The organism is Niallia sp. CD-39, assembly GCF_059874745.1.
The window spans coordinates 51,210-65,016 of sequence record NZ_JCBCPS010000008.1; the positions used below are offsets into that span (position 1 = coordinate 51,210).

The 13,807-nt window shown below is 37.0% G+C and carries 13 protein-coding genes; 8 read left to right on the plus strand and 5 right to left on the minus strand.

The window, feature by feature from the left end; translation table 11 throughout:
- Window positions 1-324: 324 nt before the first annotated feature.
- Window positions 325-1,620: a UDP-N-acetylmuramate--L-alanine ligase gene (gene murC, locus AC6F34_RS15245; protein ID WP_500773660.1), complete on the plus strand. Its 1,296-nt coding sequence runs from the start codon at window positions 325-327 to the stop codon at window positions 1,618-1,620.
- A gap of 54 nt (window positions 1,621-1,674) precedes the next feature.
- Here murC and AC6F34_RS15250 read toward each other — a convergent pair whose 3' ends face one another.
- A complete protein-coding gene (locus tag AC6F34_RS15250; RefSeq protein ID WP_500773662.1) occupies window positions 1,675-2,790 on the minus strand; it encodes an aminopeptidase in 1,116 nt (371 codons plus the stop codon).
- 230 nt (window positions 2,791-3,020) lie between these two features.
- Here AC6F34_RS15250 and AC6F34_RS15255 point away from each other — a divergent pair, with 230 nt between their 5' ends.
- Genes AC6F34_RS15255 through ytxJ form a run of 3 tightly spaced genes read left to right on the plus strand, consistent with a single transcriptional unit; the run spans window position 3,021 to window position 4,388 of the window.
- Window positions 3,021-3,497 carry a DUF948 domain-containing protein gene (locus tag AC6F34_RS15255; RefSeq protein ID WP_500773664.1) on the plus strand — a complete coding sequence of 159 codons (477 nt, stop codon included), beginning with the start codon at window positions 3,021-3,023 and terminating at the stop codon, window positions 3,495-3,497.
- 21 nt (window positions 3,498-3,518) lie between these two features.
- Window positions 3,519-4,004, plus strand: a complete 486-nt coding sequence (locus tag AC6F34_RS15260) for a YtxH domain-containing protein (RefSeq protein ID WP_500773666.1) — start codon at window positions 3,519-3,521, stop codon at window positions 4,002-4,004.
- A 57-nt stretch (window positions 4,005-4,061) separates the two neighbouring features.
- Complete coding sequence (ytxJ, locus tag AC6F34_RS15265) at window positions 4,062-4,388, plus strand: bacillithiol system redox-active protein YtxJ (protein ID WP_500773668.1); 327 nt, start codon at window positions 4,062-4,064, stop codon at window positions 4,386-4,388.
- Between the two features lie 39 nt (window positions 4,389-4,427).
- Here the strand turns inward: ytxJ and AC6F34_RS15270 are convergent, their stop codons facing one another.
- A complete protein-coding gene (locus AC6F34_RS15270; RefSeq protein WP_500773670.1) occupies window positions 4,428-6,608 on the minus strand; it encodes a cell division protein FtsA in 2,181 nt (726 codons plus the stop codon).
- A gap of 231 nt (window positions 6,609-6,839) precedes the next feature.
- Between AC6F34_RS15270 and AC6F34_RS15275 the strand changes: the two genes are divergently transcribed.
- The 4 genes from AC6F34_RS15275 to motS all read left to right on the plus strand — a co-directional run bounded on the left by AC6F34_RS15275 (window position 6,840) and on the right by motS (window position 11,118).
- Window positions 6,840-7,913 carry a bifunctional 3-deoxy-7-phosphoheptulonate synthase/chorismate mutase gene (locus AC6F34_RS15275; RefSeq protein ID WP_500773672.1) on the plus strand — a complete coding sequence of 358 codons (1,074 nt, stop codon included), beginning with the start codon at window positions 6,840-6,842 and terminating at the stop codon, window positions 7,911-7,913.
- Window positions 7,914-8,322: 409 nt separating this feature from the next.
- The gene (ccpA, locus tag AC6F34_RS15280) at window positions 8,323-9,321 is read left to right on the plus strand and encodes a catabolite control protein A (RefSeq protein WP_500773674.1); all 999 of its coding nucleotides are present in this window, start codon (window positions 8,323-8,325) and stop codon (window positions 9,319-9,321) included.
- A gap of 266 nt (window positions 9,322-9,587) precedes the next feature.
- Window positions 9,588-10,412, plus strand: a complete 825-nt coding sequence (gene motP / locus AC6F34_RS15285; RefSeq protein WP_500773676.1) for a flagellar motor protein MotP — start codon at window positions 9,588-9,590, stop codon at window positions 10,410-10,412.
- Window positions 10,405-11,118 (plus strand): flagellar motor protein MotS, encoded by a 714-nt coding sequence (gene motS, locus AC6F34_RS15290; RefSeq protein ID WP_500773678.1) that lies wholly within the window; start codon window positions 10,405-10,407, stop codon window positions 11,116-11,118. The genes motP and motS overlap by 8 nt, the downstream gene beginning before the upstream one ends.
- A 218-nt stretch (window positions 11,119-11,336) precedes the next feature.
- On the opposite strand, the gene AC6F34_RS15295 is transcribed toward motS, so the two are convergent.
- The 3 genes from AC6F34_RS15295 to AC6F34_RS15305 are packed head-to-tail and all read right to left on the minus strand — an operon-like array spanning window position 11,337 to window position 13,792.
- Window positions 11,337-12,488, minus strand: a complete 1,152-nt coding sequence (locus AC6F34_RS15295) for an acetoin utilization protein AcuC (protein WP_500773680.1) — start codon at window positions 12,486-12,488, stop codon at window positions 11,337-11,339.
- Complete coding sequence (locus AC6F34_RS15300; RefSeq protein ID WP_500773682.1) at window positions 12,485-13,135, minus strand: acetoin utilization AcuB family protein; 651 nt, start codon at window positions 13,133-13,135, stop codon at window positions 12,485-12,487. Before AC6F34_RS15300 ends, AC6F34_RS15295 begins: the two co-directional genes overlap by 4 nt.
- Before the next feature lie 24 nt (window positions 13,136-13,159).
- A complete protein-coding gene (locus AC6F34_RS15305; protein WP_500773684.1) occupies window positions 13,160-13,792 on the minus strand; it encodes a GNAT family N-acetyltransferase in 633 nt (210 codons plus the stop codon).
- Between the last annotated feature and the right edge of the window lie 15 nt (window positions 13,793-13,807).

Genomic DNA, 13,807 nt, shown 5'->3' on the forward strand with positions numbered 1-13,807 from the left:
CATCATTTTCACACAGTAATCATTGTAAAATGATCTCAACATGATAAAATGGTGACGATGCTCTTTTGAAAATGAATTTTTTAGAGAGTTTTTCTTATCGAAAAAAGTGGTTCGTAATTCTCCATAGAATGACCTATTAATAGGAGAGGGATGATTCGCACATAGTCTTTCGGTGATTTTAGTGCTATAATGGGAAAATCATTCTGAAAACATTTAAACAATGAAAGTTTGCGAACGAATAATACAGACGAACAACAAATAGCAATTGTATTGGAACGTCATATAATGATTTACAGATATACGAAGGTTGGAGGTTTCCTTTTTATGACTATTTACCATTTTGTAGGGATAAAGGGCTCGGGGATGAGTGCCTTAGCGCAGGTGCTGCATGATATGAATTTCCGTGTCCAAGGATCCGATGTGGAGAAGCATATTTTTACTCAAGATGCCCTTGAGGCTTTAGATATAAAGATCCTTCCCTTCCAGAAAGAGAATATTCAGCCAGGAATGACAATCATAGCGGGGAATGCATTTCCTGATACGCATGAGGAAATCCAAGAAGCGTTAAAACTTGGGCTTCCAATTGTCCGTTATCACAAATTCCTTGGTGATTTTTTACAAAAATTCACAAGCATTGCTGTGACAGGAGCTCATGGGAAAACATCAACTACGGGCTTGCTTTCACATGTCCTTAATGGAGCGAAGCCAACTTCTTATTTAATCGGTGATGGAACAGGTAAGGGAAATGCGGATGCAAAATATTTTGCGTTCGAAGCATGTGAATATCGTCGACATTTCTTGTCCTATTCACCTGATTACGCAATCATGACAAATATTGATTTTGATCATCCTGATTACTTTGCCAATATTGACGATGTTTTCTCTGCCTTTCAAGAGATGTCTTGGCAAGTAAATAAAGGGATTTTTGCATGTGGTGATGATGAACAACTACAAAAAATACAAGCAAAAGTACCGGTGTTGTTTTACGGATTCGGAGAGGAGAATGATTTCCAAGCACGTAATGTACAAAAATCAACAGAAGGGACAACTTTTGATGTTTTTGTAAGAAATACATTCTACAACACGTTTACGATAAACTCTTATGGAGATCATAATGTCTTGAATGCTTTAGCAGTTATAGCAGTATGTCATTATGAAGAGATCGAAGCTGGTGTTATTCAAGATCAATTGTCTTCATTCAGAGGGGTAAAGAGAAGATTTACTGAAAAAGAATTTGGTTCACAAATGATCATCGATGATTATGCTCATCACCCGACTGAGATCAAAGCAACGATTGAAGCGGCAAGACAAAAATATCCGACGAAATCACTAGTAGCTGTTTTTCAACCGCATACATTTACAAGAACGCAAACGTTCTTACAAGATTTTGCGGATAGCTTAAATTTAGCTGATCAAGTATATTTATGTGAGATTTTTGGATCAGCAAGAGAGAATCATGGTCAACTTTCTATTGAAGATTTAAAAGAAAAGGTTGACGGTGCTGAAATCATTTCTGAAGAGGATATGACTGTCCTGCAAAAGCATGAGAATAGTGTCATCATGTTTATGGGCGCTGGAGATATCCAAAAGTTTCAGGAAGCCTATGAAAACGCAATTTAAATTAAATGAGAAAATGGTTTCGGAGAGTATTCCGAAACCATTTTTCTTTGATGATTACTTTAAATTTTCAGGGTTTAAGCTCTCAAGCTCAGTGATAACAAAACGACCGTCTTTTCGAATAAGAACATCGTCAAAATAAATTTCGCCCCCACCGTAATCTGGGCGTTGAATATTTACCATATCCCAGTGGATATTCGAATGGTTGCCATTAAATGCTTCATCATAGCATTGACCAGGCGTGAAGTGGAAGCTTCCATCAATCTTTTCATCAAATAAAATATCTTGCATTGGATGCAGGATATATGGATTTACTCCGATTGCAAACTCTCCGATGTAACGAGCACCTTCATCTGTATCAAAAATCTTTGTGATTCTCTCTTTGTCATTCGCATCAGCATCAACAATTTTCCCGTTTTCAAATGTGAGCTTCACATTCTCAAAAGTAAAACCTTGGTAAGGTGAAGGTGTGTTATAAGTGATCACACCATTGACTGAATCCTTCACTGGTGCTGTATATACTTCACCATCAGGAATGTTCATTTGACCTGAACATTTAATCGCTGGAATATCTTTAATACTGAACGTTAAGTCTGTTCCAGGGCCTGTAATGCGTACTCGGTCTGTACGGTCCATTAAGGCAACTAGGTTATCCATTGCTTTATCCATTTTGCCGTAATCAAGATTACATACGTCAAAATAGAAGTCCTCAAATGCTTCTGTGCTCATTTTTGCAAGTTGTGCCATTGAAGCATTTGGGTAGCGTAGAACAACCCATCGAGTTTTTGGAACACGAATTTCTCTATGTACTTTTTTGCCGATTGTTGCTCCATGAATTTTCATTTTATCATTTGGAACATCTGCTTGTTCATTGATATTATCTCCAGAGCGTAGGCCAATATAAGCATCCATTTTACTCATAACATTTGCTTCGAATTCTGCTGCCAAGTTAAATTGATCTTCTTTCGCACCTAATAATAGGGCACGATCTACTTGATGATCCTTTAAAGAAACGAATGGATTGCCACCAACAGCGTAAGCTTCTTTCACAAGAGCCGTAACAAGTTCCTTTTGCAATCCAAAGTTCTCAATTAGAATGTTTTCTCCTTCTTGCAATTTAACAGAGTACTGGATAAGATTTTTTGCTAATGTTTGTATACGTGGGTCTTTCATTTTTTTCCCTCCAAATGATTATTTCTACTCTTCTATTTTAACCGAAAAAGATAGTTCATGTTTAACATTAAACGACTATTTCTTTTTATGGTATGATGAATAAAGTAGATTTGGTTTTCTTCTAAATCTGCATGTATAATCATTTTATGGTTTATAGTTTTTACATATGGGTATACATTTAGTAAAGCTATACGGCCTAATCGAGTGTACAGAGCCGGAGGTGTCAGTCAATGGAAATTATTTTATACGTTAGTATTGCTGTAGTTGCAATTGCATTTGTTGTCTTAGTTGTCTTTTTAGCCAAAACGTTAAAATCATTGCAAGTGACATTAGATAGTGTGTCACATACATTGGTTAACGTAGAAAAGCAGCTAGACGGGGTAACGAGAGAAACAACGATGCTATTAAACAAAACAAATGCATTAGCAAACGATATTCAGCACAAATCTGAAAGCTTGAACAGTATGTTTTATGCTGTGAGAGAAGTTGGGGATTCTGTACGAAGCTTTAACGGCTCCATCCAAAAAATTACTTCAACGATCAATTATCAGTTTGAAGACAACAAAGAGAAAATTTCTCAAGTTGTTCAATGGGGTAATGTATTAATGGAACTTCGCAGTAAGTGGAAAGCACGAAAAGCAGAACCAGTTGAAGCGAATGAAAATACTCGATACGCTACAGAAAAGGTCCGTGAAAGAGCTAGATAACAATTATTGGAGGGATTGAACTTGGGTAAACAAGCACAAAGCCAATATGAACATACTTCTGAAAAGAAAGATGATAGCATGAACACGAAAGACTTTTTTATTGGGGCATTAATTGGAGGAATTGTTGGAGCAGGAGCTGCATTATTGTTAGCACCTAAGTCTGGTAAAGAATTAATGAATGACATTAATCATCAGGCATCTAACTTAAAGGAAAAATCTGAACACTTAAAAGAAACTGTGATGGTAAAAGGAAACGAACTTGCACATGTCGCAAAGGAAAAAACAAAAGATTTATCATCTGCAGTGTCAAAGCAATCAAATGAATTAGTTGAAAAAGTAAAAACACTTACTGATAAGGTAGATCATCAAGCGGAAGAAGTTGCTAGTCATGTAGACGAGCAATCAAACAAACTTGCTAATCAGGCTGAACAAAAAGTGGATGAGCTGCAAAACGAAATGAACGATACTTTATCAAAAGACAAGAAGCAACTGACTTCACAAAGATAAGGTAAGAAGCGATGAGAACAACTCTCATCGCTTCTTACTGCTAAGGAGGAATAAGAAATGGAAAGGTTATCAAGTATAGAATTGTTTGATCAAGCTCTACATAATGATAAGGAATTTTTCATCTTAAAACATAGCAACACTTGTCCAATTAGCCAAGAAGGTTATGATGAGTATGAACAATTCGCAAAAGGTGGGAATGGGGTTAAAACCTATTATTTAATCGTACAAGAAGATCGTCCGTTATCAAATCATATTGCTGAGAAATTCCACGTAAAGCATGAATCTCCACAAGCGCTTCTTTTTAAAAATGGAGATGTCAAATGGCATGACTCACATTGGAAAATCACAAATAAAAAATTGGCTGCCGCTTTAAGCGAAGAATAGAAATAAAAAGTGTTCGGAATTCCGAACACTTTTTATTTACTATATTTTATTAGGAAGTGAAGTCTTATATTGCTTGATTGGCCAGACTATTTCAATTTGATCGTTCTCGTGAATTGGGTCATTGAACGATGCTTTTATACCATTTCGCAGCAATACAAAGTTCCCTGTTGCATTGTCAGGGATGGTTATTTCGACCGTTTTAAATATATCTTGAAAAATGAATTGAACATCATTGATTACTTCGGTTTCAAGAACATCTCCATTTTCAATTCTATCCTTATCTGTTAATAGATGACCTTCACGTTTGATTTCTATTAGTTTTTTCTTCAACTCATGTTTTTTCCCGTTAAAGTTGATCGATATCGTTCGTTCAAACGGCATGTTTTTAACCTTAGCAAATTCTACGAGAGATGGCTTGCTTCTGTTCGTGATTGTAAGATGGTCCTGATCTTCAAAGGATCGTTCCAGAGACACTGGGACACCATTTTTATAAACCTTTCCTGAAAAAGGAGGGAGAATTGTCTCCTTGCCGTCAAGCTTAATCTGAAAAGGCTTTATCTCTTCTTTGTAATGATCTAATGCCAAGTGATTTAATAAATCTGAAATCGTCGCAGGGAAAGAATAATCAATGACGTCGTGATCTTGGATTACATAATCACTCGTAACACGTATTCCATTACAATGTATAGTTGGTTCAATAGTATAAGGTTTTTTGTTAACTAAAATGTGCTTTTCTTTATATTGATCCATTAAGTCGACAATTTGAATCAATGCTCTTTCTCCATCGGCCCCTTTTTCTACATAGATTTGATCATTGTTCGAAATAGAATCATCTAACTGACATGGTTCTCCATTTAAAAGAATAGTAGGAGGCGTTCCATGACTTCCTGGAATCGTGATTTTTTGACCGTTTAAGGTAACAATCATTGCATAGCCTGGTTTTCCATATAACCGATTCATTTTGATTCCACCTGCAAGTAAACAATCGCCTACTGTTAAGGCGTTTATCTCAAATAAACGAATCGGTTGTTTATTGACATAGACCGTTTTATATTGAACAGGCGCTTTATGAGCGGCAATTGCAATGCCAATCGGTGTAACTAGCTCTGGCCCAAGTGCGATATGTTCAGCAATTGTTAGCGACCCAATCGCGTCTACCCCACGAATGGCTACGCGATTTTCAGGTAATTGAAGTCGAGCGGCGATTCTTTTTGTTAAATCAGGTGTTTGGCTTCCTCCACCAACTAACATCACAGCTTTTGGAGGAGCTGAGTGATTTAACAAAAGAACTTCATCACAAATTGAGTTGGCAAGCTTCTCAAGTGCTGGTGAGATCTTTTCAATTAAGACTTCTTTTTGAATCTCTGTTTCAAACCCAAGAATGTCAGTAATCGTGACAGTATTTGACTCATGAAGCTCTCTTTTTGTTTGCTCAGCTAATGGGAAGTCAAGTAAGAGCTCTTCACTTATTGCTTCTGTGATTTCATCCCCAGCAACTGGGACCATTCCATATGCAGTTATTGTTCCTGCATTCGTTATTGCGATGTCTGATGTTCCCGCACCGATATCAACTAATGCAACATTCAGCTTTCTCATTGAAGGAGGAATGAGAACATTGATCGCTGCGATTGGTTCAAGTGTTAATGCATCCATTTCTAATTCTGCACGCTGCAAGGCTGCTAATAAAGATTCAACGACAACCTTCGGTAAGAATGTAGCAATAATTTCCACAGAAGCTTCCGTCCCCTGCTGATCGATCAGGTTTCCAATTTCTTGACCGTCTAATCGATAATAAAGAATAGAATAGCCAACACAATAATAGATCGGACTGTTTTGAGTTAGATTTTTTTCTGCAACCTTTGCTTGAGCCTGTTGGACTGCTGTTAATTCTAGATGGAGGATATCCTGTTTGGTTAGTAGTGGCTTTCCAATTAAGCTACTAAGAGCAACTGCTTTTTCCGTTTTTAATGCACGACCAGCTGCAGCCACACTTACTTTAGTAAGAGGACCATGCTTCTTCTCAAGCTTTTGTTTTATTGATTGAATGACTTTAGAGACAGCAACAATATCATGTATTTGGCCATCTAACATTGCTCTTTCTTTATGTTCTTCGATTTTCATATCAACAATGTGAAAATTCTCGCCATGCTGCTCTAAAATTACCCCTACGATGGATCGGGTACCGATATCTAGGGCAAATAATTTCTTCTTTGTATTCAAGTAGTAACACCTTCTTTTGTGAAAGAATGCTTTATTGCTTAAAAGCGTTTAATTGCGAAAGAAAAAATTCGTGACATGTTTGAATATTTTAGATATAATAACTCTAATAATTAAAAATGTATCATAAATCATTGAGCCTATAAAGAACAATTAGAGGAAATCATTTACTATGTGTAATATTGAGCAAGCTCTTGTTGTTATTTGGTGGTATACAAAAAGGAGAGGTTAACATTGGCTAATGAACTAGATCAGCTACGAGAAAGAGTGGATGAAATCAATCTGCAATTGCTTTCATTAATTAATGAACGTGCATTGTTGGTTCAAGAAATCGGCAGAGTGAAAGAGGCACAAGGTGTATATCGTTACGATCCAGTCCGTGAAAGAAAAATGCTTGACCTTATTAAAGAACATAATGATGGACCATTTGATAAGGCAACGATTGAGCATATGTTTAAAGAAATCTTTAAAGCTGGCTTAGAACTACAGAAGGACGATCATAGCAAAGCTTTACTCGTTTCAAGGAAGAAAAAGTCCGAGAATACGATTGTTGATGTAAAGGGAGAAAAGATTGGTGATGGCAACCCTCATTTAGTCTTTGGACCATGCGCAGTTGAATCGTATGAACAAGTTGCAACCGTGGCAAGGGCAGTAAAAGAAAAAGGGCTGAAGCTACTTCGTGGAGGAGCATATAAACCACGTACTTCACCATACGATTTCCAAGGTCTTGGTTTAGAAGGTTTAAAAATTTTGAAGAAAGTCGCTGATGAGTTCGATTTAGCTGTGATTTCTGAAATCGTTAGTCCGAATGATATAGAAACAGCAGTTGATTATGTTGATGTTATTCAAATCGGGGCACGTAATATGCAAAACTTTGATTTATTGAAAGCGGCTGGTGCTGTTCAAAAGCCTGTTTTATTAAAACGAGGAATTGCTGCGACAATCGAAGAATTTATTAACGCAGCAGAATATATCATGTCACAAGGTAACGGCCAAATTATTTTGTGCGAAAGAGGTATTCGTACGTATGAGCGTGCAACAAGAAATACATTAGATATTTCAGCTGTTCCAATTCTAAAGCAAGAAACACATTTACCTGTACTAGTAGATGTGACGCATTCAACGGGAAGAAGGGACTTATTACTTCCTGCTGCTAAAGCAGCACTCGCTATTGGTGCTGATGGAATTATGGCAGAAGTTCATCCAGACCCAGCTGTTGCTTTATCCGATTCAGCACAGCAAATGGATTTGAACCAGTTTGATCACTTTTTGAAAGAGCTAAAGGCATCATCATTAGTGAAAGCATAATATAAAAATCTCTACAAAAAAATGCTCCCCTATAAGGTAGGCAGGTTAACGAAAATAAATCTGACTACTTATGGGGGAGTATATTTTATAAGTAAAAGATTTTTTAGAGTGGGGAAACAAAATAGATCAATTAGTTTGCTAGCACTTGATGAGGAAACTTTCATAAATAGAATTATAAAAAAATACTATAATTTTTAAGCTAACCTATGAATGAGAAATGGCTTTTTTGTTGAATTCATGAAAATAAATGTACTTTTTTCAAAAAATTGTTGTCGATGATTGCGACAAAGCTTTGTCTATCGTATGATTATACATAATTAAACATGTGTAGACTCTCACAAGTAGTGAGATACCATATGTATACCGTATATTTTGACTGTGTAGGAATTATTTTAGGGAGTGAATAGGAATGAATGTAACAATTTATGATGTAGCTAGAGAAGCCAATGTTTCAATGGCGACCGTTTCTCGTGTTGTAAATGGAAATCCAAATGTAAAACCTACGACAAGAAAGAAAGTATTAGAAGTAATAGAACGTCTCGGCTATCGTCCGAATGCCGTAGCAAGAGGGTTGGCAAGCAAAAAAACGACGACTGTTGGAGTAATCATTCCTGATATATCTAGCACTTTTTATGCTGAGTTGGCAAGAGGAATAGAAGACATTGCAACAATGTATAAATACAATATTATTCTGAGCAATTCTGATCAAAATACAGATAAAGAGTTACATTTAATTAACACAATGTTAGGAAAGCAAGTGGATGGTATTGTGTTTATGGGTGGGAATATTAAAGAAGAACTAGTAAGTGAATTTGAGAAATCGCCCGTTCCGATTGTATTGGCAGGTTCAATTGAACAATCGGAGAAAATTCCGTCTGTGAACATTGATTATGAGCAAGCTTCATTCGATGTTACGAAATCATTGATTGATAAGGGACATGGAGCACCAGCATTAGTGATTGGGCCTCTGCATGAGCCAATCAATAGCGATCAAAAACTCCCAGGGTACAAAAGAGCATTAGAGGAATGTGGCGTTACATTTGATGAAGAGCTAGTGATAGAGGGAGACTATACGTATGATTCCGGATTAGAGGCGATTGAAAAACTGTCTAAAATGGAGAAAAGGCCGACGGCTATTTTTGCAGGTTCCGATGAAATGGCTTTAGGGATTGTCCATGGAGCTCAGGATAATGGGTATAATGTCCCTGGGGACTTTGAGATTATAAGTTCTGATAACACGAGATTAACATTAATGGTACGACCACAGATTACGTCTATTGTTCAGCCGTTATATGATATTGGAGCGGTATCGATGCGACTTTTAACGAAATATATGAATAAAGAATCAGTTTCGGATCATATTGTAGTACTTCCGCACCGAATTGAAGAGCGTAACTCAACAAAATAATTGTAGTGTCGATAAAAACAAGGAATTAAATAGTCATGTCTTTGAAACTCGCCAAATAGGCGAGTTTTCTTAAAGAATAAGTATGAATAGTCATTTATTGATGACTCTATGATTAATTTATAAAGAATTTATCGACTTTAGGTCATAAATTATAAGGCTGGTACCTTGCGATTTTCTTTATGATTTATGATTAGAGGTTTATCTTTTAAAATCGTTTGGCTATATATTTGACATACAATATCGTGTTAATAATTAGGAGAGGTATCATGAAAAAGTCAGATCTTTTAACACCTTTTGGAATCATAGCTGGGATCATTATGCTCATAATTGGTATTGCATCAAATGGTGGAATATCAGATATTCTTTCCTTTTTTGATCCAACTTCGATCTTAATTGTAGTAGGTGGTTTAACGGCTGCTTTATTCGTCAGCTTCCCTCTAAAGGATATGAGTAAATTATTTACGGTTATGAAACAATCATTCTCACAAGAAGAAGAAGATTTTATCTCTACAATAAAAATATTTATTAAACTCGCAGATCGGGCTAGAAGAGAAGGCTTGCTCTCATTGGAAGTGATGATGCAGGAAGTTAATGATCCTCATATTCGAAAAGGAATTATTCTAGCTGTAGATGGGAATGAACCTGGGATGATCCGGGATATTATGGAGGCTGAAATTGTAGCACTAGAAGAACGGCATAGAAAAGGGCGCACATTAATTGAAAAAGCCGGAGATTATGCACCAGCATGGGGGATGATTGGAACGCTAATCGGTCTTGTTCTTATGTTGAAAAACTTAAATGACCCTGGTTCACTCGGACCAAATATGGCCATTGCAATTTTAACGACATTATATGGTGCTTTATTAGCAAACTTAGTTTTTATCCCAATGGCTAATAAGCTTTTGGTAAAAACAGAGGCTGAGGTTTTTAAGCGACAATTAATTATTGAAGGCATCCTTGGAGTACAGGCAGGTCAGAATCCTCGTATACTTGAACAAAAGTTAATTGCATTTTTATCCTATGATGAACAAGTTGCCGCTGGGAAAAAGTTATATGCTCCTGAAGAGGGGGATGACATGGATCATGCTTAAAAGGCGTCAACGTGAGACTAAAAAAGGTGCATCATCATGGATGGTTACTTTTGCAGATATGATTACGCTTATTCTCGTGTTTTTTATTTTGTTGTTTTCAATGTCTCAAATTGACAGCATCAAATTCCAGGCGATTATGGATTCATTTCGCGATAGGCAAATATTAGATTATCCTTCAATACTTCCAGGGGAGGTTAACCCAGATACTGGGGATCAATCCCATGATTCTAGTCAAGATGAATATTCATTGAATCAGCTTGTGAAGGAAGTCGAACAAGTGTTAGGAGAAATGGGTTTAAAGGAAATGATTGTTGTTAACAGAAATGAACGTGGGGTTGTTCTTGTTTTACCTGAACAAGTAGTGTTTGCTACCGGAGAGGCACAGTTGCTGTACTCCTCTTTTCCTTTTCTTGATAAAGTTGGTGAACTTCTAGCGAATGTACCATATTTAATAAAGGTGGAGGGACATACTGATAACAGACCGATATCAACATTTCGCTATCCATCCAACTGGGAACTTTCCTCTGCAAGAGCATCAAGTGTTATCAGGTATTTAGAGGAAAATCATCAAATAGATCATACAAGGTTTACAGCAGTTGGTTATGGAGATACAAGGCCGGTCGTTCCAAATGATAGTGAAGTAAATTATGAAAAAAATCGTCGCGTAGAAGTCATAATCTCTGATCCATCATTTACTGAAAAATGAGGCATGGTGCACTTACCCGTATCGGGTGTGTCCCATGCCTTTATTGTATTAACCTATTATAACAATACTAATAGTATAAATAAGATTGTAACAAGCATTTACACAGGTTAGTATGTGTTTATCTCGTTCATCCCATCATGAATAATGTGTTTTTCTATTTGAGCATTCACTATAATTCACGCCTTTTGTAACGTTATTACTGTTATTAAAATTTCCTCCTAACCGTTTCGAATTGGATATAGTGCCTTATTAACTGTCTGTTCGTTCTTCTCGGTGATCTCTTCTTTTCTTGGAATTGGTCGATAAAGATTCACAGGGTCCTCCCAAGATTTAATTAAGGGCACAGGAGATTCTTTTTGCCATTTTGATAGCCATGATTGTGGGATATGGCCAGTTGCCTCCCTACTTTCAATCATTTCTAACCAAATATGAGACCATGCCCGAGGAACAACTCTCCATATATCATATCCACCACCACCGACGGCAATCCACTTACCATTACAGTATTGATGGGCAATCTCATGTGCTAGTTTAGGAATTTCTTTGTAGATTTTCATTGTAGCAGACAAATGTGTAAGAGGGTCTAAGTAGTGGGCGTCTGCACCATTTTGTGTGAGAATCACATCGGGTTTAAAGTAAGCGGCTACTTCTTTAATAGAGTTATGATATGCATGTAGAAAAGAGTCATCCTCAGTAAATGCATCTAATGGGATGTTAAACGAAAAGCCGTACCCGTTTCCTTGTCCTCTTTCGTTAATGTTTCCTGTTCCAGGAAAAAGATAGCGTCCAGTTTCATGTAATGATAGTGTACACACTGTATCGTCGTCATAAAAAGACCATTGAACACCGTCCCCATGATGAGCGTCCGTATCAATATAAAGTACCCGTGCATTGTACTTTTGCTGAATATATCTGATGGCTACAGAGCTGTCATTATAAATACAGAATCCAGAAGCCTTTCCTCTGAAGCCATGGTGTAGACCTCCCCCTAAATGAAGAGCGTGCTCAGTTTTACCCTCCATAACTTGATCAACGGCTGTCAGTGTACCACCAACTAATAGAGCACTCGCTTCGTGCATATTTGCAAAGATTGGAGTATCGTCTGTCCCTAATCCAAAACCTTCTGCTTTTTCTTCACTAAGTTTTCCCTCGCCTGCTAACTTTACGGCTTCAATATAGCTTCGGTCATGAATAAGGCAAATTTCGTCATCGGTAGCCATTCTAGGGGAGATGATCTGATCTTCTCGAATGGCCTGTATTTCCTTTAATAAATCAAGTGTCAGCTCTAGTCTTTTTTGATTGAATGGATGATGATCATTAAACTTATACTTTAGTAATTCATCTGAATAAATAAATACTGCGTTGTTCATACAAAATCCTTTCCAGGATGGTTTGGCCATAGTACCTCATGGCCAGCAGTCTTTAGATCATCGATAATGGCTAGAGGGTTCATTGTTTGAATTCTAAGTTCAATGATTTTATAATCATCTCCATGCTTGTATGGGTGGACGAGAACACTTTGAATATTAGCTTTCCGGTTTCGTATGACTGATGCTATTTCGTAGAGCATGCCGGCTTTATTTTTAACTTTAATTTCAATCTGTGAACCAGGCTGATTAATTCCAGTCATTTCAATAAACGTATGTAGCAAGTCTGTAGATGTTAAAATACCGACTAACTTACGGCTTTTTAAAATAGGCAAGCAACCAATTTTATGCTCATACATGGCTGCAGAAGCTTCTGCAATTAAATCAAGCGCATGTCCTGTGATTACATCCGTTTTCATTACTTTACCTAAACGAATCGGCAGGCTGCTTTTGAATTTTTCCGTTTCGAAAATAGAAGGGGTAGCGTCTCTTAAATCGCGGTCTGTTACAAGCCCGATTAATTCTTGTTTGTCATCGATTATCGGTAAATGCCGAATTTTCTTCTCGTTCATTAATCTCAATGCATCTTCGATTGTATCGTTTTCCTTCAATGAGACGACGTTTTTCTTCATTACTTCTTCAACAATCATCAAGTTCACCTCTTTACCAATCATTTAATACATAAAGCGGTTCTTAAAGCGAAGACGGTCAAACCTTTGAATCGATTCTTGATCAACACGACTACCAATCCGAACCATTAAACAATTAGCAGGGTGTGAGCTAATTTCTGGGTCATCCGTTGCATACCAGACGAGTCCACCTTTATTCATCATTTTCTCCATAACCTTGCGATATTCCCACACATCTAACTTAGTCCCTTTTAAGTCCCAGTGCCAGTAGTATTCAGTTGTAATAACAATATAATCGTTCATTTGATCGTCCATCATTGAAACTTCTAAAAGATTACTTCCTGTTCCTGTGCCTCTGAACTTCGGAATCACTTCTATAGCACCAAGTTCTATTAAATTGTCCATTTTTCCTTCAGACCATCTCTCAAGTGGATCTGGATAAAGAAAAGTAGTATATCCTACAATCGTATCTTGAAACCTAGCAATAATAATCCGACCTTCTTCTAGTCTAGCAATCTCTGTTAATGCTTTTTTTTGTTGCTCCGGGGGTCTAAAGGCAACTAAATCTTTATGGAATTCATAGTGCTTGAATTTATCAGCATCAATTGGGCCTTCAATAATTATAGTGCCATTTGGCGTTTTAATTTCTTTAGCGTTATATGTTTTTACATGCTTCAAATCGTTCACCACCTA